Origin of the sequence: Pseudomonas farsensis (genome assembly GCF_014268805.2) — a bacterium.
Lineage (GTDB): Bacteria > Pseudomonadota > Gammaproteobacteria > Pseudomonadales > Pseudomonadaceae > Aquipseudomonas > Aquipseudomonas farsensis.
In genome coordinates this window covers 1,001,099-1,023,588 of the sequence record NZ_JABWRF020000002.1, presented here as the reverse complement: position 1 = coordinate 1,023,588, position 22,490 = coordinate 1,001,099, and the positions used below count along the sequence as shown (strand labels likewise).

Below are 22,490 nucleotides of genomic sequence, written 5' to 3'. Positions count from 1 at the left end.
TGTTTTGCTCCACTCAGCGGTAGACCGGGAAGTCGGCGCACAGGGCGGCGACGTTCTTGGCAACATCGGCTTCAACGTCCGCATCCCCCAGGTTGTCCAGCACATCGCAGATCCAGCCGGCCAGCGCGACGCACTGGGCAACCTTGAAACCACGGGTGGTGACAGCCGGGGTGCCGATGCGCAGGCCCGAGGTAACGAAGGGCGACTGCGGGTCGTTGGGCACGGCGTTCTTGTTGACGGTAATGTGCGCGCGGCCCAGGGCGGCGTCAGCGTCTTTACCGGTGAGGCCCTGGCGGATCAGGCTGACCAGGAACAGGTGGTTGTCGGTACCGCCGGACACCACGTCATAGCCACGGTCGATGAACACCTTGGCCATGGCTTGGGCGTTTTCGATGACCTGCTTCTGGTAGGCCTTGAAGCCTGGCTCCTGGGCTTCCTTGAAGCACACCGCCTTGCCGGCGATGACATGCATCAGCGGGCCGCCCTGGGCGCCTGGGAATACCGCCGCGTTGAGCTTTTTCTCGATTTCTTCGTTGGCCTTGGCCAGGATCAGGCCGCCACGCGGGCCGCGCAGGGTCTTGTGGGTGGTAGTGGTGACCACATCGGCAAACGGGATCGGGTTGGGGTAGAGGCCCGCGGCAACCAGGCCGGCCACGTGGGCCATGTCGACGAACAGCAGGGCGCCGACCTTGTCGGCGATCTGGCGAAAGCGCGGGAAGTCGAGGGTCTTGGAATACGCCGAGAAGCCGGCAACGATCATCTTCGGCTTGTGCTCGACGGCCAGGCGCTCGACTTCGTCGTAGTCGATCAGGCCGGTATCGGTGTTGATGCCGTACTGCACAGCGTTGTACAGCTTGCCCGAGGACGACACCTTGGCGCCGTGGGTCAGGTGGCCGCCGTGGGCCAGGCTCATGCCCAGGATGGTGTCGCCGGCCTGCAGCAAGGCCAGGTACACCGCGCTGTTGGCGGAGGAGCCGGAGTGCGGCTGAACGTTGGCGTAGTCGGCGCCGAACAACTGCTTGGCACGCTCGATGGCCAGCGCCTCGACCTTGTCGACGTGCTCGCAGCCGCCGTAGTAGCGCTTGCCTGGGTAGCCTTCGGCGTATTTGTTGGTGAGGCCGCTGCCTTGGGCCTGCATCACGCGCTTGCTGGTGTAGTTTTCCGAGGCGATCAGCTCGATGTGATCTTCCTGGCGTTGTTCCTCGGCATTCATCGCCGCCAGCAGTGCGTCGTCGTAACCCTGGATCTGGTCTTGCTTGCTGAACATCGTGTATCTCCCGGCAGCGATCAGTTCTTGTTGGAGAGGGATCTGTGACCCTTTGCAGCGATGGTATGACTCGGCCGGTGGGCACAGATGCCTGCGCGCGCCTTGCAATGGCGCGTTTACGACATTGGCCCTGGTGCCTGCAAAGAGCGGGGCGCTGTGCGCCCCATCCACCGGTTGTATAGGCAACCGCCGAATCAATGGTTTAGAGTGCTTGCCTGCGTCGTATAAAGGACAGGCGTCATGACCGATAACACCCAGCAATTCGCCAGCGACAACTATTCGGGCATCTGCCCGGAGGCGTGGGCAGCCATGCAGCAGGCCAACCAGGGCCACGAGCGCGCCTACGGCGACGACCGATGGACCGAACGCGCCGCCGAATACTTTCGCAAGTTGTTCGAAACCGACTGCGAGGTGTTCTTCGCCTTCAACGGCACCGCCGCCAACTCACTGGCCCTGGCCTCGCTGTGCCAGAGCTACCACAGCGTGATCTGCTCGGAGACCGCCCACGTCGAGACCGACGAATGCGGCGCGCCTGAGTTCTTCTCCAACGGCTCCAAGCTGCTCACCGCAGCCAGCACCGATGGCAAGCTCACCCCCGAATCGATCCGCGAAGTGGCGCTCAAGCGCCAGGACATCCACTACCCCAAGCCGCGGGTGGTCACCATCACCCAGGCCACCGAAGTGGGCACCGTGTATCGCCCGGACGAGCTCAAGGCAATCAGCGCCACCTGCAAGGAGCTGGGCCTGAACCTGCACATGGACGGCGCACGCTTTACCAATGCCTGCGCATTCCTCGGCTGCTCGCCGGCTGAGCTCACCTGGAAAGCCGGCGTCGACGTGCTGTGCTTCGGTGGCACCAAGAACGGCATGGCTGTGGGCGAGGCGATTCTGTTCTTCAACCGCCAACTGGCCGAAGACTTCGACTACCGCTGCAAGCAGGCCGGGCAGCTGGCGTCGAAGATGCGCTTTTTGTCAGCGCCCTGGGTGGGGCTGCTGGAAGACGGCGCCTGGTTGCGCCATGGCACCCACGCCAATCACTGTGCACAACTGCTGGCATCGCTGGTCAGCGACCTGCCCGAGGTGCAGTTGATGTTCCCGGTCGAGGCCAACGGGGTGTTCCTGCAAATGCCGGAGCCGGCCATCGAAGCGCTGCGCAGCAAGGGCTGGCGCTTCTACACCTTCATTGGCAGCGGCGGCGCGCGCTTCATGTGCTCGTGGGATACCGAAGAGGCGCGGGTGCGCGAGTTGGCGGCGGATATCCGCAGCATTTTCGGCGCCTGAGGGCGCCTGGGCATGTTGACCCGGCAGTAACCTGTGCTGGCCTCATCGCAGGCTGTCGCCAGCTCTCATAGAACAAACGCTAACTATCTGATTTACATGGATAACGTGGGAGCGGGCTTGCCCCGCGATAGCGATAGCACTGCCAACATCGCATCGCGGGGCAAGCCCGCTCCCACGGTGCCCAGTTCTCTGCGCGGCAGCGCAGCCCAGATTCCTGGGTGATCTCCCACAGGAATCAGGGCCAAACCTCGAAATCGCGGCTGTGCGCGGTCTCTGTGGGAGCTGGCGACAGCCTGCGATGAGGCATGAACAAGCCTGCGCAGCACTGGAGCTATTGCTCGCCGATGCTCCGGCTGATGGCATCGACCGTGGCGTCGATCTGCGCCTGGGTACGTTCGAGGGTCTGCGCGTGCTCGCGCTGCAGCTCGATCTGCTTCGAACACAGGTTCAACGCCGCCAGCACCAGCAGCTTGTCGCCGATCAGGGTCGGGTAGCTGCGCTTGGTCTCGGCCAGCGTGACATTAAGCATGCGCACCGCCTGCGCCAGGGTTTCTTCCTGGCCTTCGGGCGCCTTCAGCGAATAGTCATTGCCCAGAATGGACACGACATTGACTGGCTGTGCGTGCAGCTTCATGCGCCGACGGTACCAGCGCTAGCGCGCTCGACCAGGGCCTGAATACGGGCAGCAGTGGCACCGTGCTTCTCTTCCTGCTCCATCAGCGACAACTGCAGCGTTTCGTTCTCTTCCTTGGCTTGAGCCAGTTCCTGGCCGAGGGTTACGTTCTGCTCGGTCAATTGTGCGTTTTTTTGCAGCAGGTCAGTGACCAGTTGCTCGAGTTGGTTCAGAGATGTTTCCAGCATGGCTTTGTCTCGGTTGTTGCAAGGGGCGCACACGATAAGGAAAAACCTGCGCCCCCGCCATTAAATATCGGATTCATAAGGTTTTAACCTGCGGCGATTGACCTGAGTTCGGTCATCTTGTTCCGATTCGGCACAACCGCCGGTCCGTTTACCTGCCAGCTGACCAGGAAATTTCATCAAACCGTGCTCAAGACTGACCGGTCACGACCGATACGCAGGCAGGTTCACTTCGCGCGCAAGGATTGCGGCCTCCTTCCCCATCTGGAACTGCCTTCCATGTCATTACGCAACATGAATATCGCCCCGCGCGCGCTGCTGGGCTTCGCGGTCATCGGCCTGCTGATGATCGGCCTGGGTATTTTCTCGCTGGTCCAGATGGGCAACATCCGCCAAGCCGGCGTGACCATCGAACAGGTCAACATCCCCAGCATCAAGACCCTGAACGAACTGACCGCACTCAACCTGCGCCTGCGCACCCTGTCGTACCGCCTGCTGACCAACCGCGAGCCTGCCGTGCAGCAGGACACCATGCGCCTGCTCGATGAGCGCAACGCGCAGATCGACAAGGCCCGCCGCGCCTACGAGCCGCTGATCGCCGCCCGCGACGAGCAGGCCGCCTTCGATGAATACAGCAAACTGCTCGGCCAGTACCGCCAACTCGAAGCGCGTATGCGCACCTTGAGCCAGGCTGACCGTGTCGATGAGCTGCGCGAGCTGCTCAACCGCGAGTTGATGGACAACTCCGAGCAGATCAACAAAGCCATGGACACGCTGTTGCAGTGCAACACCGACCAGTCCCGCGCCACCAACGCCGAAGCCGCCAGCCAGTATTCCAGCGCCTTCAGCCTAGTGATCGCGCTGTTGGTTGCTGCCACCGTGCTGACGTTCCTGTTCGCCTGGCTGCTGACCCGCAGCATCGTCAAACCCATCGATGAGGCGCTGCGTGCAGCCGAGCAGATCGCCGAAGGCGACCTGACCCACAACCTGCACCCAGAGGGCACCGACGAGGCCGCCCGCCTGTTGCAGGCCATGGCCAAGATGCAGGACAAGCTGCGCGACACCTTGCAGCTGATTTCCGGCTCTGCCAACCAGCTGGCCTCGGCCGCTGAAGAACTGAACAGCGTCACCGACGAAAGCGCCCGTGGCCTGCAGCAGCAGAACAACGAAATCCAGCAAGCGGCCACTGCCGTGACCGAAATGACCAGCGCGGTCGAAGAAGTGGCACGCAATGCGGTGAGCACCTCGGAGGCCTCCAGCGACGCCAGCCGTTCGGCCGGCGACGGCCGTGACCTGGTCATGGAAACCGTCAACGCCATCGAGCGCATGAGCGGCGACGTGCAGGCCACCGGCACGCTGATTACCCACCTGGCTGAGCAGTCGCATGACATCGGCAAGGTGCTCGATGTGATTCGCGGTTTGGCCGACCAGACCAACCTGCTGGCCCTCAACGCCGCCATCGAAGCCGCGCGCGCCGGTGAAGCTGGCCGTGGGTTTGCCGTGGTTGCCGATGAAGTACGGGCCTTGGCGCACCGCACCCAGCAGTCCACCAGCGAGATCGAGCGGATGATTGGCAGCATCCAGAGCGGGACTGGCCAGGCGGTGGACTCGATGCGCACCAGCACCGAGCGCGCCGAGTCGACGCTGAATATCGCCAAGGGCGCAGGCCTGGCGCTGGACACCATCGCCGCTGCGGTGGCGCAGATCAACGAGCGTAACCTGGTGATCGCCAGTGCTGCCGAGGAGCAGGCGCAGGTCGCCCGTGAAGTGGACCGCAACCTGGTGAACATCAACGACCTGTCGGTGCAGAGCGCCACCGGCGCGCATCAAACCAGCGCGGCGAGTGCCGAGCTGTCGCGTCTGGCGGTGGATTTGAACGGGCTGGTGGCGCGTTTTCGTACCTGATCGCTAAAAAGCGGGGCCGCCCTGCGGCCCTTTCGCAGGCTATCGCCAGCTCCTACAGGGATCCAGATCAGGCCTCGATAGTGTGGTTGGACGCGGTCCCTGGGGGAGATTCTATGGTTTCGGGCAAGTCGCTTTTGATGGTGTAGGAGCGGCCTTGTGTCGCGAAAGGGCTGCGAAGCAGCCCCAGCGATTCTGGTGGTTGCTCAGATCCTGGGGCTGCTTCGCAGCCCTTTCGCGACACAAGGCCGCTCCTACACTGACCGCGTAGACGGCATCGATATGGGGATGGGCTGCGCAGCAGCCCCGTGCGATCCCGGATCAATAATCGATGCGCACATCACCTTTCGGCACACTGCAGCACGACAGGATGTAACCCTCTGCTTCATCATCTTCGGTGATGCCGCCGTTGTGCTCCATGTCCACCTCGCCGCCCAGCTTGAGCACCTTGCAGGTGCCGCAAATACCCATGCCGCAGGCTTTGGGGATCATCAAGCCAACTTTCGCCGCAGCCGCATGCACCGTCTCGCCCGGGGCGATGCGGATGCTCTTGTCGCTGCCGACGAACTCCACCAGGTTGAGGTCGGCCAGGTCGACTTCTGGCGCATCCGCCGCCGCCTCGGCATGCTCCACCGCATCGGCCTTGGCCTCTGGCGGCGTCGCGCCGAACGACTCCTCGTGGTAGTTCTTCATGTCGAAACCGACAGCTTCGAGCATGCGCTTGACCGCACTCATGTAAGGCGTCGGGCCGCAGCAGAACACCGTGCGCTCCATGAAGTCCGGGGCGATCAACTCCATCAGCCGCTGGTTCAGGTAACCGCGGTAGCCGGCCCACGGCTCGCCCAGCCCGTGCTTCTCGCAAATGATGTGCAGGCTGAAGTTGGGAATGCGCGAGGCCATCTGCTCCAGCTCGCGGTGGTAGATGATGTCCTTCGGTGAGCGGGCGCTGTGCACGAACACCATGTCCACATTGGCGTTGGTGTCGTAGAACCAGCGCGACATCGACATCACCGGGGTAATCCCCACGCCGCCCGACAGGTACAGCACCTTGCCGGCCGGGAAATCGATGGCATTGAACAACCCCACCGGGCCGTGCACTGGCAGCTCGGCGCCCTCGTGCATGGTGTCGTGGAGGAAGTTCGACACCAGCCCCCCCGGCACCCGCTTCACAGTGATCGAGAAGCTGTAGGGCACCGACGGCGAACTGGAGATGGTGTACGAGCGCATCACCGGCTTGCCTTCGATTTCAAGCTCCAGGGTGACGAACTGCCCGGGCTTGAAGAAGAACATGATCGGCTGGTCGGCCATGAAGCAGAACGTGCGCACATCCCAGGTCTCCTGGATGACCTTGACGCAGCGCACGATATGGCGGCCATTGGCCCAGGTCTGGGTGGTGACCGGGTTGAGGAAAGTTTCGGACATGTTCATCTCCAGCAGCCGACGATCGGCCTTTCTTATGGCTGCGATAATGCTCACTCCACCGGCGCCGTACATTCCCATCCGCGACATCGGCGTACTTATCGCGACCAGCCCCACACGACAAGGGCTGGCGAGTCGGAATTCGATTCGGCCATGTCGCCCATGGGCATGGTTCGCAACAGGTTCGAACGCACACTCCACGGCAAAACAACGAGCTGTTTTTTCAACCAACAGCCTTGCGGCACCACAACAACGATTAGCCACCTTTTGCCGGCCGCACACGGCCCCGAGGAATACACGATGGACGTCACCGCAACCCTGAGCCTGGGCGATCCACTGGAACCTGCACGCAAGGCGACCGCCGAGATGCTGCAGACCCGCGAGCGCACCTACTCGCTGCCGCAACCGTTCTACACCGACGAACGTCTGTTCCAGATCGACATGCAGGAGATCTTCCAGAAGGAGTGGCTGATCGCCGGCATGACTTGCGAGATCCCGGCCAAGGGCAACTACATCACCCTGCAGATCGGCAAGAACCCGATCCTGGTGGTGCGCGGTGCCGAGGGCAAGGTGCATGCCTTCCACAACGTCTGCCGCCACCGCGGCTCGCGCCTGTGCGTCAGCGACAAGGGCAAGGTGGCCAAGCTGGTCTGCCACTACCACCAGTGGACCTACGAGCTGGACGGCCGCCTGTTGTTTGCAGGCACCGAAATGGGCGCCGACTTCGACATGAAGGAGTACGGCCTCAAGCCTGTGCACGTGAAGGTTGCCGGTGGCTATATCTTCATCAGCCTGGCAGAAAACCCGCCAGCCATCGACGAGTTCCTGGCAACGCTTGAGCACTACATGGAACCGTACGACATGGAAAACACCAAGGTGGCGGTGCACACCACCTTGATGGAAAAGGCCAACTGGAAGCTGGTGCTGGAAAACAACCGCGAGTGCTACCACTGCTCGGGTTCGCACCCAGAACTGCTGCAAACCCTGCTGGAATGGGACGACACCAACGATCCGCGCGCCAGCCAGGACTTCAAGGACCACGTCGCAGCTTCCGCCGCCGCCTGGGAAGCCGAGAAAATCCCGTACCTGCACAAGAGCCACGGCCTGCGCAACCGTATCGTGCGCATGCCGCTGCTCAAGGGCACCGTGTCGATGACCATGGACGGCAAGCAGGCCTGCCAGAAGCTGATGGGCCGTATCAAGAACCCGGACCTGGGCTCGATGCGCATCCTGCACTTGCCGCACTCGTGGAACCACTGCATGGGCGACCACATGATCGTGTTCACCGTGTGGCCGATCAGCGCCCAGGAAACCATGGTCACCACCAAGTGGCTGGTGCACAAGGACGCCGTTGAAGGCGTGGACTACAACCCTGAGCACATGCGCAAGGTGTGGGACGCCACCAACGACCAGGACCGCCGCCTGGCCGAAGAAAACCAGCGCGGGATCAACTCCACCGCCTATCAGCCTGGGCCGTATTCCAAGACCTACGAATTCGGCGTGGTGAACTTCATCGACTGGTACAGCCAGCGGGTGCTGGAGAACCTTGGGGCGGAACCTGCGGCGTATCTGAAGGAAGTGCAGGCGCAGTAGGCCTTACGTTAAGCGGATGGAAGCCGCGCTAGGGCGTCTGTTCTGCACGGCTGGCCCGCCCGAAAGCACGCTGGTGCGCGGGCGGTACACCTGCGGGTTCGACCCCAGCAGCTCCATACCGATTAACTCAACAGCGGGCTGCCACGGTCTCATCGCCGCCATGGTCCATGCTTCGTAGGCCGTCGTGCCAATTGACACAGCGGTCAGCGCAGCCAGCCCCCAGATCTGCCAATCCGTATTCGGTTCAGCGGTTCGGATCACGCCGACGACCAGGCCTGCTGCGGAGCTGGCCGCGCTTATGCCAGAGATCATCCAATCCGAGCGTTCTGGGGATGCCAGCGGGGCAGCACTGTCCACTCCCCTGCGCGAGACCACCCGCTGTTTGTGCAAAGACCGTAATCGCAGCCCGCTGACGAACAGCCCCAGGGCGTTGGCCAGAATAGCCATGGCCGGCAGTAGGTGATCCTCCGCCGAACGCCCAGAAGGGTCGCTTCTGTTGATAGGGTCGCCTTCGCAGTAGGCGTAGGCGTTTTTGCCCCCTCTTCCAAAAGGGCTGAGGGTGTCAGGGCTCGCAAAACGCATCAGGATCGGGTTGTAGCAGCGGTGACCATTGCCCAAAAGGTAGTAGCCCGTAAACGCGTCTCGGTGCTGGCCGCAAAACGCCAACCTTGGCCCCTGTGCGTCGTTGAGTGCACCGTAAGGGGGATACGCCCGCGCGATGTCGGGAGGGCCGTGCAGCAAGGACTGCTGCTGATCGATGTCAAACAGGTAGGTGGCCATGCATGGTTAGCCCTGGATGTTTGCAGATCACCCTAACAAGGAACATGACGCCGAGATACTGACAAATATGTCAGGTGCTCAATAATTGATCAAACGGCGCAAAGCCACGTTTCCTGAGGGCTAGCGAGGATCACCAACACTTTATCCACAACCAGGAGCACAGACTTTGTGCACAACTGGCAGAGTTACCCTCAAGGTAGATTTTGAAGGGGTTGATCAAAAAAAGACCAATCCGCTCAAGGCTACGTGGTGAAAGGGCTGCAGCCATTGCCGCACACCTTCTCCACAGAGAGACCAACAGCGTTTGTGGGCAATAACCACGCTCACGCCATAAACGCTGTGGATAAGCGAACTATCCCCATGATTTCAAGCGATCAGGTCGCCAACAAGGGCCATATGATCGTTTTTTGATCAAATCTTTGTAGGCCTTGATATCACTGGGCTGTAGAGATAGGCGAACATATTATCCACAGGGCAGCCAACAATGAATGTGGGCAACTATCGGAAAATAGGTAAGATCCTGTCGATGAGGGGCTGATCAATATTTGAACAATCCTGTGCAGGCCTTGATTTCAAAGGGCTGCAGCAAAGCACAAACATTTTACCCACAGTTTGGCGAACAGATTCGGTGGGCAACCTGCTGCGGGTGCAACGCGGTGCCATTCATCGCGGGGCAAGCCCGCTCCCACGACCCGTTTTGGGGCGTAGTTCTAGGCAGGCGTCTCCAGGCCTCATCGCAGGATGGCGCCAGCTCCCACGGGAGTCTGGGGCAGCCCTCGATATTGTGGCTGTGCGCGGTCTCTGTGGGAGCTGGCGACAGCCTGCGATGAGGCCATCACAAGCTTGCACAAAACCATGGAATCTCCCACGTTTGCATATAAGTCAGTTAGCTAGCAGCTGCTCTATCAGAGCGGCCTTGCTCAGCGCAAAACCCCCTCCTCCACCAGCAACTTCAGAATCGCCTCGGCGCCTTCCTGAGGCGACACATCCTTGAGCACCTTGCCGCCGCCGCCACTGGCCTTGGCCGTCGCCGCCTTCATGCGGTCCGCGCCGCTCTTGGCCTTGATCACCTTGAGCCGCTTGGGCCGTGGTCGCGCAGGTTGCAGGGCGTCATCGCCCAGCACAGGGTCTTCTACCACTGCCACTTGATGTTCAGCCAATACGCCACGGCGCGCCGGGCCAAACGCGCTTTGACGCGGCTTGGGCGCTGCGTTATCCACAGTCGCCAACAGCGGCAAGCGCACCTTCAGCCGGCGCCGCTGGCCGCGCGGCAACGCTTGCAGCACCTGAGCGGTGCCGTTTTCGATCGACTCCACCTCAGCCAGGCCCACCACCAGCGGCCAACCGAGTTTTTCGGCCAGCAAAAACGGCAACATACCCGACCCTTCACCGGTTTCGGCCTGGCTGCCGGTCAGCACCAACTGGGCGCCAGCCTGGCGCAGATAGTCGCCCAGTACCCCGAGCACGTCGGCGCCAGCAGGCTGTTCCAGCACATCCAGGTGTTCCAGGCCCATGCCTAGGTAGGCGCGCAGCGCCTCTTCACGGGGGTCACCGGCATGCACCACCTGCAAGTTATCCCCAGCCAGCTGCAAACCCAACTCCACGGCGCGTGCATCCTGCTCGGCGCGCCGGGCGCGGCCAGAGCTTGGGTGGGCACCGATCGAGACCAGGCTGATGACTTTCGTACTCATGCTCGTGCCCTTATGCCGCGTCGCGCTGAGCGCCGCTGCGGAAGTTTTCCACAGCCTCGATCAGCGCCTTGAGAATCGCCGAGCTGTCGCCAATCACCGACAGGTCAGCCCGTTTGATCATGTCGCAGCCAGGGTCCATGTTCACCGCCACTACCTTGTCGCAGGCACCGATACCCTGCAAATGCTGGATCGCTCCAGAGATACCCACCGCCATGTAGACCCGCGCCGTGACCCAGGTGCCGGTGGCACCGACCTGGCGGTTGCGCGGCATGAAGCCGTCGTCCACCGCCACCCGCGACGCACCTTCGGTAGCGCCAAGTGCTGCCGTGGCCTGGTGGTAAAGGTCCCAATCCTTGACGCCGTTGCCGCCCGAGACGATGAACTCAGCCTCGGCCATGGCGATGGCCGCAGGGTCGACCGCAACGGAACCGAGGTCCTCGATGCGCGACAGGCTGCGCGCCACGCCTGTGGACAACTCCACCGGCAGCGCTTCATGGCGGGTTTCGCTGACCGGCTCTGCGCATTCGGCAGCTGCCAGAATCAACCGTGGCACGGCGCGCTGGACATCCTGCTGGCCAGCGCCGGCGCGGCCGATGCACTGGCCGTCCTTGACCTGCCAGACTCGCGTCGCCGGGCGCTCGCCCAAGGCCGCAGCAAAACGCCGGCCCAGTTCGCCACCGCCGGTACGGCTGTCGGGCAGCAACCAGTGGCGCGGTGCAAACTGGTTATCCACAGCCCGCAAGCCTTGCACCAACTGCTCAGGTGCATAGCCTTCAAACGCCTCGCCCTCGACGACCAGCAAGCGGTCGACCCCGGCTGTGGAAAAGTTGCTTTCCTTGTGCTCGCCAAACACGATGGCCAGTACCGCGCCGTCGCTGCCGGCCAGGCTGTGGGCCAGGCCCAGCAGGTCGCGGTCGTGGCTGCCGAGGCGGCCACCGACCATGTCCGGCACCACGGCGATGTAGAACGCAGGCTCTGCCACCTGGTGCAGCGGCAGCTGCACCTCGGCAGCCGCCGCGCGCCGGCCGCCAACACCGGTGCCCTGCTGGGCCCCGCTGCGGTCGATACGCTTGATCCCCGCAGGGCCGATAAACCCTGCAGCCAGCGCATGGGGGTTCTTGCGCAGCAGCCCATTGGGGCCCATCCAGCTGGTTTGTTGCGTCTGCATGGCCGCATGCAGCGGGTGCAGGCGGTTACGGGCGATCCACTCGGCGCGTGGGTCGCGGCGGATGATGTCGCTCATCAATGCACCTCCGCAGGTTCACGTTTGGCAGCAGGGGACGTTGCCGGGGCCGGGGCGTCTTGTTCGATCAGCACATCGGCCACAAGCTCCGCAAGGTCCTTGATCTGTGGGCGCGGTTCGACCACGCCTTCGAGCATCGCGGTGCACTGCGGGCAACCCACGGCCACAAGCTCTGCCGCGGTTTCGCGGATGTCGTCCATGCGCATGTCGGGAATACGCTGCTTGCCGGGAATGTCGGTGATCGGCGCACCGCCGCCGCCGCCGCAGCAACGGGACCGGAAGCCGGAACGTTCCATTTCCCGCACTTCGATACCCAATGCCCTGAGCACTTCACGCGGGGCTTCGTACTCACCGTTGTAGCGGCCCAGGTAGCAGGGGTCGTGATAGGTGACGCTGCCGCCCTTGTGCTGGCCAAGGTTGAGCTTGCCTGCTGCAATCAGTTCAGCGATGTAGGTGCTGTGGTGCTGCACCTGGTACTCGCCACCCAAGGCGCCGTATTCGTTCTTCAGCACATGGAAGCTGTGCGGGTCGCAGGTGACGATACGTTGGAAGCGGTACTGGGCCAGCGTCTGGATGTTGCGCCTGGCCAGTTGCTGGAAGGTCGCCTCATCACCCAGGCGCCGCGCCACATCGCCGCTGTCGCGCTCTTCGAGGCCCAGCACGGCAAAGTCCACGCCCGACGCTTTAAGCACTTTGACGAACGCGCGCAGGGTGCGTTGGTTGCGCATGTCGAAGGCGCCGTCGCCGACCCAGAACAGCACTTCGGTGGTTTTCACATCGGCCATCAGCTTGAGGCTGAGGTCCGCCGCCCAGTTCATCCGCCCGCCCGGAGCGAAGCCGCCTGGGTTGTCGGTGGCGATCAGGTTGTCGAGTACCTCGGCGCCTTTGTTCGGGGTGGCGCCTTTCTCCAGGGTCAGGTGGCGGCGCATGTCGACGATGGCGTCAACGTGCTCGATCATCATCGGGCACTCTTCAACGCAGGCGCGGCAAGTGGTGCACGACCACAGGGTTTCGGCATCGACCAGGCCGTTGACGATCGGCTGATGCGGGTGGCCGCCATGCTCGCCCAGCGGTTTGCCCGGGTACGGGCTGCCGGCAAAGTTGGCGTCGGTGCCACCGGCCAGGCCAATGACCATGTCCTGGATGAGTTTTTTCGGGTTAAGCGGCTGGCCAGCAGCAAACGCCGGGCACATCGCTTCGCACTTGCCGCACTGCACGCAGGCGTCGAAGCCAAGCAGTTGGTTCCAGGTGAAGTCAGCCGGTTTTTCCACGCCCAGCGGCGCGCTGCGGTCTTCGAGGTCCAATGGCTTGAGGCCGGTGGAGCGGCCGCCGCCGAAGCGTTCGGCGCGGCGGTGCCAGGCCAGGTGCAGGGCGCCGGCGAAGGCGTGCTTCATCGGCCCGCCCCAGGTCATGCCGAAGAACAGCTCGGACACACCCCACAGCACGCCAACCCCCAGCAGCGCGACCAGCACCCAGCCGCCGGTGCCTTCGGGCAGGATGCCGGCCACCGGCAACGTCGCAATGAAGAAGCTCGCGGCAAACATCAGCAGGCTTTTCGGCAGGCGCATCCACGGGCCTTTGGACAGGCGCGATGGCGGGTTCAGCCGGCGTTTGAAGACGAACAGCGCGCCGCTGAACATGATGACGGTTGCCACCAGCAGGGCGTAGCCGAGGATCTGGTTGTGCAGGCCAAAACCATGCACCAGCACCGCCAGCACCGCCGACAACACAAACCCGCCGGCCGTGGCGACGTGGGTCTTGGACATGTACTTGTCGCGCTCGACCACATGGTGCAGGTCCACCAGGTAGCGACGCGGCATGGCCAGCAAGCCGGCCAGCAGGTTGACCGGGCTCGGCCGGCCCCGCCGCCACATGCGCACCCGGCGCAGGGCGCCGAGCACCGCCAGCGCGAGGGCGGTGAACAGCAGGATGGGTAGAAGGGTGTTCAACATGGGAGGCTCCCACAACAGCTAGATTCTTGCGCCGGCCCAAAGGCCAGCGTGGAGCCCTGTAGGAGCGGCCTTGTGTCGCGAAAGGGCAGCGCAGCGGCCCCAGCATTTTGTCAGGCCTGAGAATGCTGGGGCCGCTGCGCCGCCCTTTCGCGACACAAGGCCGCTCCTACAGGGGGCCAGTCCCGCCTCTACAAAGGCGGTGCGATCAGAAATCCTTGCACAGCCGCAAGGCGTCGTAGATCGCCGCATGCACGTTGCGCTGGGCCACGCAGTCGCCGATGCGATACAGCAGGTAGCCCTCGCCCGGCTGGCTGAGGATCGGCTGTGGCTTGATGGCAAACAGCGCCTCCACGTCGATCTGGCCTTTGTTGCGCGAGCCATCCTTGAGCGCGTAATACAGCTGCTCGTCCGGGCGCACACCGTTTTCGATGACCACCTGGTCGACCACTCGCTCCTCTTTGGCGCCGGTGTATTCGTTCTCCAGCACCGCCACCAGCTTGTCGCCCTCGCGGTAGACCTTTTCCAGCATCATGTCGCCGGTCATGATCACTTCTTTGGGGTACATGCTGCGGTAGTAGGTCGGGAAGGTGGTGCCGCCCATGGCGACGCCCGGCTTGATATCGTCGGTGACGATTTCCACCTGGCTGCCCTTGTCGGCAATGAAGTCCGCCGTAGACATGCCGGTGAATTCGCAGATGGTGTCGTACACCAGTACGTTCTTGCCCGGCGCAACCTTGCCGTCGAGTACATCCCAGCTGCTGACCACCAGCCCTTCGGCGGCGCCCCAGTGCTCATTCTGTTCGACGAACGGGTGCCCACCCACGGCCAGCACGATCACATCCGGGCGCAGGTCCTGGATAGTCGCGACATCGGCAGCGGTGCCCAGGCGCAGGTCGACCTTGAGGCGCGCCAGCTCCAGCTGATACCAGCGGGTGATACCGGCGATCTGGTCGCGCTGCGGCGCCTTGGCAGCAATGGTGATCTGCCCGCCAATCTGGTCTTTCTTCTCGAACAGGGTCACATCGTGGCCACGCTCGGCCGCCACGCGGGCGGCTTCCATGCCCGCAGGGCCGGCGCCAACCACTACCACCTTGCGTTTCACGCCGGTGGTCTTCTCGATGATGTGCGGCACGCCCATGTATTCACGGGAGGTGGCAGCGTTCTGGATGCACAGCACATCCAGCCCTTGGTACTGGCGGTCGATGCAATAGTTGGCACCGACACACTGCTTGATCTGGTCGATCTGGCCCATCTTGATCTTGGCGATCAGGTGCGGGTCGGCCATGTGCGCACGGGTCATGCCGACCATGTCGACGTAGCCGCCTTCCAGAATGCGCGTGGCCTGGTTGGGGTCCTTGATGTTCTGCGCGTGCAGCACCGGGACCTTGACCACTTCCTTGATGCCCGCCGCCAGGTGCAGGAACGGCTCCGGCGGGTAGCTCATGTTGGGGATGACGTTGGCCAGGGTGTTGTGGGTGTCGCAACCCGAGCCGACCACGCCGATGAAATCCAGCATGCCGGTGCCATCGTAGTAGGCCGCGATCTGCTTCATGTCTTCGTGGCTGAGGCCATCGGGGTGGAACTCGTCACCGCACAGGCGCATGCCCACGCAGAAGTCGTCGCCCACCTCGGCACGTACCGCCTTGAGCACTTCCAGGCCGAACTTCATGCGCCCTTCGAAGCTGCCGCCCCATTCGTCGGTACGTTTGTTGACCCGTGGGCTCCAGAACTGGTCGATCATGTGCTGGTGCACAGCTGACAGCTCCACGCCGTCCAGGCCACCTTCCTTGGCGCGGCGGGCAGCCTGCGCGTAGTTGCCGATGACGCGCCAGATCTCTTCCACCTCGATGGTCTTGCAGGTAGCGCGGTGCACCGGTTCACGGATACCCGACGGCGACATCAGCGTCGGCCAGTTGAAGCCGTCCCAGCGCGAGCGACGGCCCATGTGGGTAATCTGGATCATGATCTTGGCGCCATGCTTGTGCATGGCATCAGCCAGGTTCTGGAAATGCGGAATGATGCGGTCGGTCGACAGGTTGACCGAGGCCCACCATTCCTGCGGGCTATCGATAGCAACCACAGACGAGCCGCCGCAGATGGCCAGGCCTATGCCGCCCTTGGCCTTCTCTTCGTAATACTTCACGTAGCGGTCGGTGGTCATACCGCCGTCAGTGGCGTAGACCTCCGCGTGCGCGGTGCTGAGCACACGGTTGCGGATGGTCAGTTTGCCGATCTGGATCGGCTGGAACATTGCTTCGAATGCCATGACGCTCTCTCCGGCTTACAACGGCTTTGTAACGAACAGGCCATCTTCGTGGCCTTCTTCCGACCCGCCGTAGACCTGTTCGGCCACGGTGCGGATCGAGCTGCCGCGGGCAGCGAGAATCTGGTCCATGGCACCGGCAAACCAGCCAGTGAACATGTAGTCGACCTTGCGCCCGACCTTGCCATACACATACACGAACGCCGAGTGCTTCAGGCGCACGCTGCAGGTGCCCTTGTCCAGGTCGATGGCTTCGATCTCGAACAGCCCCCAACCACGCTGGCTCAGGCGCTTCATGTAGTGCTCGAACACCGCCACGCCTTCCAGGCCATGGCATTCGGCTTCTTTTTCACACCAGTGCCAGGCTGATTTGTAACCGGCCTTGTAGAGAATCTCGGCATAGGCCTCGGCGCCCAGCACTTCTTCGATACCCATGTGGTTATTGACGAAGAAATGGCGTGGCACGTACAGCATGGGCAAGGCGTCGCTGGTCCAGACACCGGTTTCGCTGTCGACTTCGATTGGCAATTGCGGGGCGATCTTGGCCATGGAAACTCAACTCCAGAAAATTTTTGTATTGGGATGCCCCGGCGTTGCTGGCAGGGGCTTGCAGGCTTGGAGTGCGGCTTATTCGCCCCACACATCCTTGAGGACGTTGACCCAGTTCTCACCCATGATCTTGCGCACCACACGTTCGGAATGGCCGCGTTTGAGCAAGGTTTCGGTGAGGTTGGGGAATTCCCCGACGGTGCGAATGCCCAGCGGGTTGATGATCTTGCCGAAGTTGGTCAGGCGGCGGGCGTAGCCCTTGTCGTGGGTCAGGTATTCGAAGAACTCCTGGCCATGGCCCTGGGTGAAGTCGGTGCCGATACCGATGGCGTCTTCACCGACGATATTCATGGTGTACTCGATGGCTTCGGCGTAGTCGTCGATGGTCGATTCAATGCCCTTGGCCAGGAACGGCGCGAACATGGTCACGCCGACGAAACCGCCGTGGTCGGCAATGAACTTGAGTTCTTCATCGGACTTGTTGCGCGGGTGCTCCTTGAGCCCCGACGGCAGGCAGTGCGAGTAGCACACCGGTTTTTTCGATTCGAGGATGACTTCTTCGCTGGTTTTCGAACCGACGTGGGACAGGTCGCACATGATGCCGACACGGTTCATTTCGGCGACGATCTCGCGCCCAAAGCCCGACAGGCCGCCATCACGCTCGTAGCAGCCAGTGCCGACCAGGTTCTGGGTGTTGTAGCACATCTGCACGATGCCCACGCCCAGCTGCTTGAACACGTCTACGTAGCCAATCTGGTCTTCGAAGGCATGGGCGTTCTGGAAGCCGAAGAGGATGCCGGTCTTGCCCAGTTCCTTGGCCTTGCGAATGTCAGCGGTGGTGCGCACCGGCATCACCAGGTCGCTGTTTTCGCGGATCAGTTTCTGGCTGGCTGCGATCTGGTCAACCGTGGCCTTGAAGCCCTCCCACACCGACACCGTGCAGTTGGCAGCCGTCAGCCCGCCTTTGCGCATGTCTTCGAACAGCTCGCGGTTCCACTTGGCAATGATCAGGCCGTCGATGACGATGCTGTCGGCGTGAAGTTCGGCTGGGCTCATCAGGCTGTCCCCTTTTATAGAGTTGGGCTGCACCGAATCGTGTGTCGGCGCTTTGGGGCCAGCATATGCCTGTGCTCGCAGACGACCCGATGCAAAAACGACAGGGGGCTTGCCGAAAGCGTCAAAGGGGCGCGCGGGGTGAAATGCAGGCCCTCCACCAGAAGGCCTGCAGGGCGGCTAGCGGGTGATGGGTCGACGGTCCAGATAGGGCTGCATATGGAGTGTGCGCACGTTCTCATTCAAGTCGGCATCACCACCGATGAACATGTCGTCCGGTGGCGGGCTGGGCGGGGTGGTGAGGCTGGGGATATCCAGCTTTCCGTTGAAGGTGTTACTTGCGTACATTACCTCGTCTCTCCAATGGCTGCCTCGGAAAAACAGCATTTGCCATTGATTGAACGCAGGTACGCGTGCAGAAGAAACTCGGCGGCTCCACCCTGCACCACAGGCTGCATCGACCGAAACAGACTGCTCCGCAGGCACGTAAACCGTGCATGACTCGCCCTTCATGTCCGTATGCTCAAACAGTATTACGGTAAGACCTTGAAAACCGCCTTGCACTGGTGTGTTTTTTGAACCATCGGTAGTGCTACTGGAGCAACCCGCAAGCATCGAAAAGCCTGTCACCAGCAGCCCACGCCCTAACCTGCCGTATCGTTTGACCGACATTGGAGTCTCCTTGAAAGAGTGAATGCCGCTCTTACCCTAAAGGCCGACGCGAAGCCCCGAAACTGGCAAATCTGCCAGTTGCAGCCGCCCCATCGAACCGCGCAATTTTGCGGTTTATTCACTGTTCGTCCCCGCCTCTGTGAGCGAGAATCGCCGTCGGCCACTTGTGTGCCCGTTTCAGGAGATGACCGATGAAATCAATGGCATGGCTGGTTCTGCTGGCCGTCGCATGCGGCGCCCACGCCGCCGAAGAAGACAGCACGCCCTGCGACAACGTCGAAACCGACCAGCAAGGTTATGCGTGCGCCGCTTACAACAAGAAAACTGCCGAGCGTGAGTTGCAGGCAGCCTATGACGATCTGGTACAGCGCATCCGCGACCAATATGCCGACGATAACGTCAAGGCTACGGCCCTGGTGGGGCGCATGGACGCCGCCAGGAAGCTGTGGGCACAGCTGCGCGATGCCGACTGCAAGGTCGAGACCTACGCCGAGAAAGACGCCAGCCAGGCGTACCAGACCGCCTGGAACACCTGCATGGCGCAACGCAGCGACGAGCGCTCGGATTACCTGCGCAACCTGTGGTCGCAAAATAGCGATGAACTGCCAGCAGAAGACTGATCAGGCAGCGCCGCAGGCTCAAGGCTAACGGTTCTGCCGCCGTTCTTCGCGGGGGCAATTGCCAAAGCGCAGTTTGTAGCGCCGGGTGAAATACGACGGCAGTTCAAAGCCGCACGCCAGGCTGACCTCGGTGACACTCATGTCGGTCTGGGCCAATAACTGGCGCGCCTTGTCCAGCCGCAACGCCACATAGAAGTTGCTCGGTGTTTCGTTCAGGTAGGCGCGGAACAAGCGCTCAAGCTGGCGCCGCGTGACTTTGATGGCCGCGGCCAGCTCCAGCGTGCTCAGTGGCGGCTCGAGGTGTTTCTCCATTTCACCAATGGCATGGATCAGCTTCTTGTTGCTGATGCCATACCGTGCGCCGATCTGCAGGCGTTGGTGGTCCTGGCGCTGGCGAATGCGGCCGAGCACGAACTGTTCGGACACCTTCACCGCAAGCTCACTGCCGTGGGCCTGGCCGATCAGGTGCAGCATCAGGTCGATCGACGCGGTACCACCTGCGCAGGTAATGCGCCTGCGGTCGATCTCGAACAGCTCTTGTGTCGCCACAAGCCTTGGGTAGCGCTCTTTGAAGGCTTCAAGCGCCTCCCAGTGCAGCGTCGCCCGATAGCCATCGAGCAGGCCGGCCTCGGCCAGCACCATCGCGCCGGTATCGATGCCGCCCAGCATCACGCCCGAATGGTCCAGCCGGCGCAATGCCGCGAACAGCTTCGCCGTGGCCTGTGCCAAGGGCTCGAACCCCGCCACCACCAGCACGATGCTCGCCGGCTCCGCCTGCGCCAAAGCGGCATCGGCGTTGACCGACATGCCATTGCTGGCCTGCACCGCTGCGCCGTCCAGGCTCAGCACCTGCCAGCGGTACAGCGGCCCGCCAAACCGATTGGCTACCCTCAGCGGCTCCAGCGCCGAAATGAACCCCATGGCGGAAAAGCCCGGCATCAGGAAAAACGCAATCGTCTGCGGCATCGATGACTCCAGCAATCTGGTCGCCTGGGTGCTAGTTCCGGTCGCCAGCGTGCGCTTGGCCCGATGGGGGCCAGCGTAGCGTATTCCTACGGTCCGCAGAGGCCGCCTTTCATAACAATCCGTACTGCCGATGGAGAGCCACCATGCATCGCTTGATCCGCCGCAGCCTCTTGCCCCTCGCGCTGAGCAGCTTCGTTGCCGCTCCGCTGTTTGCCGCAGAACCCGCCACTTGCAAGGACGTGCGCCTGGGCGTGGTCAACTGGACCGATGTCATGGCCACCAGCGCCATGGCCCAAGTGCTGCTGGACGGCCTGGGCTACCAGACCAAGCAGACCACTGCGTCACAGCAGATCATCTTCGCCGGCATTCGCGACAAGCGCCTGGACATGTTCCTCGGCTACTGGAACCCGATCATGACCCAGACCATCACCCCGTTCGTCAGCGCAGGCCAGGTCAAGGTGCTCGACAAGCCCAGCCTGGAGGATGCCCGCGCCACGCTTGCGGTGCCCAAGTACCTGGCCGACAAGGGCCTGAAAACCTTTGCCGACATTCACAAGTTCGAAAAAGAACTCGGCGGCAAGATCTACGGCATCGAGCCTGGCTCGGGGGCCAACACGCAGATCAAGGCCATGATTGCCAAGAACCAGTTCGGGCTGGGCAAGTTCCAGTTGGTCGAGTCCAGCGAGGCCGGCATGCTCGCCGCCGTGGACCGCGCCGTGCGCCGCAAGCAGGCGGTGGTGTTCTTCGGCTGGGCGCCGCACCCGATGAACGTGAACATCGACATGGCTTACCTGGGCGACAGCCAGGATGCCCTTGGGCCTGACGAGGGCCGCGCCACGGTGTGGACCGTCACCGCGCCCGACTACGCCCAGCGCTGCCCAAACGCCCAGCGCCTGCTGAGCAACCTGACATTCAGCGCCGAAGACGAGAGCCGCATGATGCAACCGCTGCTCGACCACAAGGATGCCCTGGAATCGGCGCGCCAGTGGCTCAAGGACCACCCCCAGGACAAGGCCCGCTGGCTCGAAGGGGTGACCACCTTCGACGGCAAGCCCGCCGCCGCAAACCTCAAGCTCACCGCCAACTGACAAAACCTTTCGCGGGGCAAGCCCGCTCCCACAGAGATCGCGCACCGTCGCAATGTTGAGGCCATCCCCAGGTGCCATGGGAGATTCTATGGTTTTGTACAACTCTGTTTTCGCCAGGCATATCTCCTTGTGGCGAGCGGGCTTGCCCGCGTTGGGCTGCGCAGCAGCCCCTGGGGTTTCAGGGCTGCTGCGCAGCCCAACGCGGGACAAGCCCGCTCGCCACAGCTCTCTATCGTTTCTCACAGGATTGGGTCCCACCAGCAATATTGCGGTTGAGCACCGCCTCTGTGGGAGCTGGCGATAGCCTGCGATGGCCTGCGATGAGGCCGGTGCAGGGTTGCACATAACCGACGTGGGAGCGGGCTTGCCCCGCGAAAAGGCCACCACCGACACCCAAGGAACACGCCATGAACCAAGACGTCATCATCACCTGCGCCCTCACCGGCGCCGGCGACACGGTCGCCAAGAGCCACCTGGTCCCGGTCACCCCGCAACAGATCGCCGCCGCCGCCGTCGAGGCCGCCAAGGCCGGCGCCACCGTGGTTCATTGCCACGTCCGCGACCCGCAAACCGGCCGCTTCAGCCGTGACGTGGCGTTGTACCGCGAGGTCATGGAGCGCATCCGCGAGGCCGATGTGGACATCATCGTCAACCTCACCGCCGGCATGGGCGGCGACCTGGAAATCGGCCCCGGCGAGAACCCCATGGCGTTTGGCCCAGGCACCGACCTGATTGGCCCACTGGAGCGCCTGGCCCACGTCGAGGCGCTGCTGCCGGATATCTGCACCCTGGACTGCGGCACGCTCAATTTCGGCGACGGCAACGCGATCTACGTGTCCACGCCGGCGCAACTGCGCGCCGGGGCCAAGCGCATCACCGAACTGGGGGTAAAAGCCGAGCTTGAAATCTTCGACACCGGGCACCTGTGGTTTGCCCGCCAGATGATCAAGGAAGGGCTGCTGCACGACCCGCTGTTCCAGCTGTGCCTGGGCATCCCCTGGGGCGCGCCGGCGGACACCACCACCATGAAAGCCATGGTCGACAACCTGCCCGCCAACGCCACCTGGGCCGGTTTCGGCATCGGCCGCATGCAGATGCCCATGGCCGCCCAGGCGGTGCTGCTGGGCGGCAACGTGCGGGTGGGCCTTGAAGACAACCTGTACCTGGACCGCGGCGTACTCGCCAGCAATGGCCAGTTGGTGGAGCGCGCAGTGGAAATCATCAGCCGCCTCGGCGCCCGCGTGCTGACCCCGGCCGAAGGCCGCGAAAAAATGAACCTCAAGCGCCGCTGAG

19 protein-coding genes are annotated in these 22,490 nt (G+C 62.7%); 6 read left to right on the top strand and 13 right to left on the bottom strand.

All coding sequences use genetic code 11. The annotated features are described in order from the left end of the window. Positions 1 to 13: 13 nt before the first annotated feature. Complete coding sequence (locus HU719_RS13905) at positions 14 to 1,267, bottom strand: serine hydroxymethyltransferase (RefSeq protein ID WP_186522421.1); 1,254 nt, start codon at positions 1,265 to 1,267, stop codon at positions 14 to 16. A gap of 240 nt (positions 1,268 to 1,507) precedes the next feature. Here HU719_RS13905 and HU719_RS13900 point away from each other — a divergent pair, with 240 nt between their 5' ends. Continuing rightward, positions 1,508 to 2,548: a threonine aldolase family protein gene (locus HU719_RS13900; protein WP_186522419.1), complete on the top strand. Its 1,041-nt coding sequence runs from the start codon at positions 1,508 to 1,510 to the stop codon at positions 2,546 to 2,548. A 331-nt stretch (positions 2,549 to 2,879) separates the two neighbouring features. Here the strand turns inward: HU719_RS13900 and HU719_RS13895 are convergent, their stop codons facing one another. Continuing rightward, the gene (locus HU719_RS13895) at positions 2,880 to 3,182 is read right to left on the bottom strand and encodes a cell division protein ZapA (protein WP_186523601.1); all 303 of its coding nucleotides are present in this window, start codon (positions 3,180 to 3,182) and stop codon (positions 2,880 to 2,882) included. Beyond that, positions 3,179 to 3,409: a hypothetical protein gene (locus tag HU719_RS13890; RefSeq protein ID WP_186537492.1), complete on the bottom strand. Its 231-nt coding sequence runs from the start codon at positions 3,407 to 3,409 to the stop codon at positions 3,179 to 3,181. Before HU719_RS13890 ends, HU719_RS13895 begins: the two co-directional genes overlap by 4 nt. Before the next feature lie 276 nt (positions 3,410 to 3,685). On the opposite strand from HU719_RS13890, the gene HU719_RS13885 reads away from it, so the two are divergent. Beyond that, on the top strand, positions 3,686 to 5,311 hold the full coding sequence (locus HU719_RS13885; RefSeq protein ID WP_186537491.1) for a methyl-accepting chemotaxis protein: 1,626 nt from the start codon (positions 3,686 to 3,688) through the stop codon (positions 5,309 to 5,311). A 318-nt stretch (positions 5,312 to 5,629) separates the two neighbouring features. Here the strand turns inward: HU719_RS13885 and gbcB are convergent, their stop codons facing one another. Further along, positions 5,630 to 6,730, bottom strand: coding sequence for a glycine betaine monooxygenase reductase subunit (gene gbcB, locus HU719_RS13880; protein WP_186523439.1), 1,101 nt, complete (start codon positions 6,728 to 6,730; stop codon positions 5,630 to 5,632). Between the two features lie 297 nt (positions 6,731 to 7,027). Here gbcB and gbca point away from each other — a divergent pair, with 297 nt between their 5' ends. Continuing rightward, a complete protein-coding gene (gbca, locus tag HU719_RS13875; protein WP_186523435.1) occupies positions 7,028 to 8,320 on the top strand; it encodes a glycine betaine monooxygenase oxygenase subunit in 1,293 nt (430 codons plus the stop codon). 3 nt (positions 8,321 to 8,323) lie between these two features. Here gbca and HU719_RS23605 read toward each other — a convergent pair whose 3' ends face one another. From HU719_RS23605 to HU719_RS13835, 8 genes are all read right to left on the bottom strand, one after another. Next, on the bottom strand, positions 8,324 to 9,100 hold the full coding sequence (locus HU719_RS23605) for an RHS repeat-associated core domain-containing protein (RefSeq protein WP_225917231.1): 777 nt from the start codon (positions 9,098 to 9,100) through the stop codon (positions 8,324 to 8,326). 920 nt (positions 9,101 to 10,020) lie between these two features. Then, positions 10,021 to 10,791 carry an electron transfer flavoprotein subunit beta gene (gene etfB, locus HU719_RS13865; protein ID WP_186537421.1) on the bottom strand — a complete coding sequence of 257 codons (771 nt, stop codon included), beginning with the start codon at positions 10,789 to 10,791 and terminating at the stop codon, positions 10,021 to 10,023. A gap of 10 nt (positions 10,792 to 10,801) precedes the next feature. Next, a complete protein-coding gene (gene etfA / locus HU719_RS13860) occupies positions 10,802 to 12,034 on the bottom strand; it encodes an electron transfer flavoprotein subunit alpha (protein ID WP_186523424.1) in 1,233 nt (410 codons plus the stop codon). Next, positions 12,034 to 13,986, bottom strand: coding sequence for a dimethylglycine demethylation protein DgcB (gene dgcB / locus HU719_RS13855; RefSeq protein WP_186537422.1), 1,953 nt, complete (start codon positions 13,984 to 13,986; stop codon positions 12,034 to 12,036). Before dgcB ends, etfA begins: the two co-directional genes overlap by 1 nt. 205 nt (positions 13,987 to 14,191) lie before the next feature. After that, entirely contained in the window at positions 14,192 to 16,252 is a 2,061-nt protein-coding gene (gene dgcA, locus HU719_RS13850) for a dimethylglycine demethylation protein DgcA (RefSeq protein WP_186523306.1), read from the bottom strand. A gap of 15 nt (positions 16,253 to 16,267) precedes the next feature. Continuing rightward, the gene (locus tag HU719_RS13845; RefSeq protein ID WP_186523308.1) at positions 16,268 to 16,798 is read right to left on the bottom strand and encodes a DUF5943 domain-containing protein; all 531 of its coding nucleotides are present in this window, start codon (positions 16,796 to 16,798) and stop codon (positions 16,268 to 16,270) included. A gap of 78 nt (positions 16,799 to 16,876) precedes the next feature. Next, positions 16,877 to 17,854 (bottom strand): dipeptidase, encoded by a 978-nt coding sequence (locus tag HU719_RS13840; protein WP_186535645.1) that lies wholly within the window; start codon positions 17,852 to 17,854, stop codon positions 16,877 to 16,879. Positions 17,855 to 18,031: 177 nt separating this feature from the next. Next, complete coding sequence (locus tag HU719_RS13835; RefSeq protein ID WP_186535647.1) at positions 18,032 to 18,523, bottom strand: hypothetical protein; 492 nt, start codon at positions 18,521 to 18,523, stop codon at positions 18,032 to 18,034. Positions 18,524 to 18,714: 191 nt separating this feature from the next. Between HU719_RS13835 and HU719_RS13830 the strand changes: the two genes are divergently transcribed. Next, entirely contained in the window at positions 18,715 to 19,143 is a 429-nt protein-coding gene (locus tag HU719_RS13830) for a lysozyme inhibitor LprI family protein (RefSeq protein WP_186535649.1), read from the top strand. Between the two features lie 24 nt (positions 19,144 to 19,167). On the opposite strand, the gene HU719_RS13825 is transcribed toward HU719_RS13830, so the two are convergent. Then, positions 19,168 to 20,109: a GlxA family transcriptional regulator gene (locus HU719_RS13825; protein ID WP_186535651.1), complete on the bottom strand. Its 942-nt coding sequence runs from the start codon at positions 20,107 to 20,109 to the stop codon at positions 19,168 to 19,170. Positions 20,110 to 20,252: 143 nt separating this feature from the next. Here HU719_RS13825 and choX point away from each other — a divergent pair, with 143 nt between their 5' ends. Both choX and cdhC read left to right on the top strand, forming a co-directional pair. Then, entirely contained in the window at positions 20,253 to 21,197 is a 945-nt protein-coding gene (gene choX, locus HU719_RS13820; protein WP_186523321.1) for a choline ABC transporter substrate-binding protein, read from the top strand. A gap of 407 nt (positions 21,198 to 21,604) precedes the next feature. Continuing rightward, entirely contained in the window at positions 21,605 to 22,489 is an 885-nt protein-coding gene (gene cdhC, locus HU719_RS13815) for a 3-dehydrocarnitine:acetyl-CoA trimethylamine transferase CdhC (RefSeq protein WP_186523322.1), read from the top strand. Position 22,490: the final 1 nt, after the last annotated feature.